1 protein-coding gene is annotated in these 1,784 nt (G+C 38.7%); it reads left to right on the top strand.

Going from position 1 to position 1,784, the window contains the following annotated elements; genetic code table 11:
• A partial coding sequence (gene lon, locus ACFIO3_RS03105; protein WP_375704094.1) for an endopeptidase La occupies positions 1-1,784 on the top strand: 1,784 nt, incomplete at both ends.

Consider the following 1,784-nt stretch of genomic DNA (forward strand, 5'->3'; position numbering starts at 1 on the left):
CAGGTTGAAAAACGTATTCGTTCACACGTTAAACGACAAATGGAAAAAAACCAACGAGAATATTATCTCAATGAGCAGATGAAGGCTATTCAAAAAGAGTTAGGAGCCGGTGATGATAGCCGAGATGAGCTCTCTGAATTAGAAGAACGTATAAAGAATACGAAACTTTCCAAGGAAGCACAAGAAAAAGCTGGAGCAGAATTGAGAAAATTACGGAATATGTCTCCTATGTCTGCAGAAGCGACAGTTGTACGTAATTATCTTGATTGGTTATTAGCAATGCCTTGGGGTAAAAAATCTAAGATTAAAAACAATTTAGATTTTGCTGAAAAGATCATGAATAATGAACATTTCGGTCTTGAAAAAATTAAGGAGCGAATTATTGAGTATTTGGCTGTACAAAGTCGCGCATCAAAGATAAAAGGTCCCATTATTTGTTTGTTAGGTCCTCCTGGTGTGGGGAAAACATCATTGGCTCGCTCTATTGCAAAGGCAACAGGGCGTGAATATGTTCGTATTTCGTTGGGAGGTGTACGGGATGAAGCAGAAATTCGCGGACATCGCCGAACATATATTGGTTCGATGCCTGGAAAAATTATCCAGTCTATGAAAAAAGCAAAAAAATCTAATCCGCTTTTCTTGCTTGATGAAATTGATAAAATGGGACAAGATTTTCGGGGAGATCCTTCATCCGCTTTATTAGAAGTTCTTGACCCGGAACAAAATGGTACATTCATTGATCACTATTTGGAAGTTGAATATGATCTTTCTGATGTCATGTTTATCACGACGGCAAATACGCTTAATATTCCAGGTCCATTAATGGATCGAATGGAAATTATTCGTATTGCGGGTTATACTGAATGTGAGAAAATGGAAATTGTTAAACAGCATCTTTTACCAAAGGCACTAAAAGATCACTGTTTGTCTAAAAAAGAGCTCAGCATTTCTGATGGAGCGCTCAGGTCGATTATTCAGTTTTACACACGTGAAGCAGGAGTTCGTAACCTTGAGCGTGAACTCATGAAAGTTGCCCGTAAATCTGTTACAAAAATTCTCAAAACAAATCAAAAATCTGTAAAAATTACAGAAAATAATATCAATGATTTTTTGGGTGTTAAACGTTACCACTATAATCAGATTGAAGGAGAAAATCAAATTGGTGTTGTGACAGGCCTTGCGTGGACAGAAGTTGGTGGAGAGTTATTGACCATTGAAGGGGTCATGATGCCTGGAAAAGGCAAGATGACTGTAACTGGAAATTTACGTGACATTATGAAAGAGTCCATTTCAGCAGCAGCATCTTATGTACGTTCTCGTGCTATTGATTTTGGTATTGAACCTCCACTTTTTGAAAAACGCGATATCCATGTTCATGTTCCAGAGGGGGCGACACCCAAAGATGGCCCATCTGCTGGGGTTGCAATGGTGACAGCAATTGTTTCTGTACTTACAGGTATAGCGGTGCATAAAGATATTGCAATGACTGGTGAAATTACTTTACGTGGACGTGTTTTACCAATTGGTGGATTAAAAGAAAAACTCCTAGCAGCTCTTCGAGGAGGGATAAAAAAAGTCCTTATTCCTGAAGAAAACGCAAAAGATTTGGTTGACATTCCTGATGATGTCAAAAATAACATGGAAATTATTCCGGTAAGTCATGTGAGTGAAGTTTTGAAACACGCTTTGGTTCATTTTCCTGATACTATTGAATGGAAGGAGCCTTCTGCAGTGGCTGTCCCCATCAGATCAGAGGGCAGCGATAGTGAAGGAATACAGATTGC

The organism is Bartonella sp. AD328YNZD, assembly GCF_042196425.1.